The sequence below is a fragment of the Cellulomonas bogoriensis 69B4 = DSM 16987 genome (genome assembly GCF_000767165.1).
GTDB lineage: Bacteria > Actinomycetota > Actinomycetes > Actinomycetales > Cellulomonadaceae > Actinotalea > Actinotalea bogoriensis.
On the sequence record NZ_AXCZ01000447.1, the window covers coordinates 1 to 543 of the forward strand.

Here is a 543-nt window from a genome sequence, read left to right on the forward strand (position 1 = left end):
CTCCAGCTCCCCGAGCACGCCCGTCAGCTGCGCCGCCACGACGGTGCCCATGGTGCGCTGGACCTCGGGAAGGATCACCTCGCGGGCGAAGACCAGGTGGGAGGCGTCCTCGGGTCCCACCCGACGGCGCTCCGACGCCACGGCGTCGTCCCAGACCCGCTGACCGTCGCTGACCCAGGCCGTCCACCCGTCCGACCAGTGGCGCATGCGCGCCCGCCCGGTCGGGTCGGGGTACCAGCCGGCCACGAGCCGTCCTCGGTCGACCATCGGAGCACACTCCTCCACATCGGGGGCCCAGGTGGGCACCCTGAACCTAGTGGTTGGGCAACCGCCGGGTTCAGGCCTGTGGGGAACGCTCAGCCGGACGGGGGCACGCCGTAGCCGCGCAGCCACCCGCACATCCCGGGAACCGGGCTCGTCCCGGGCGTCGCTCCGGCCCGGTAGGTGCGGGACCCGCCCAGGTGGGACGCCCGCCCGGTCGCGAGGTCGGTGAGCCACTGCTCGGTGCGTGCAGCCTGCGCCCCGGGACCGGCCGCCCACGTG

General features: G+C 75.1%; 2 protein-coding genes. Both read right to left on the minus strand.

Translation table 11 applies throughout. The annotated features are described in order from the left end of the window. Positions 1 to 267, minus strand: a 267-nt coding sequence (locus tag N869_RS15950) for a hypothetical protein (RefSeq protein ID WP_035063362.1), incomplete at its 3' end; no start/stop codon positions are given. A gap of 89 nt (positions 268 to 356) precedes the next feature. Further along, positions 357 to 543: hypothetical protein (locus N869_RS18205; protein WP_035063363.1), on the minus strand; the 187-nt coding region annotated here is incomplete at its 5' end.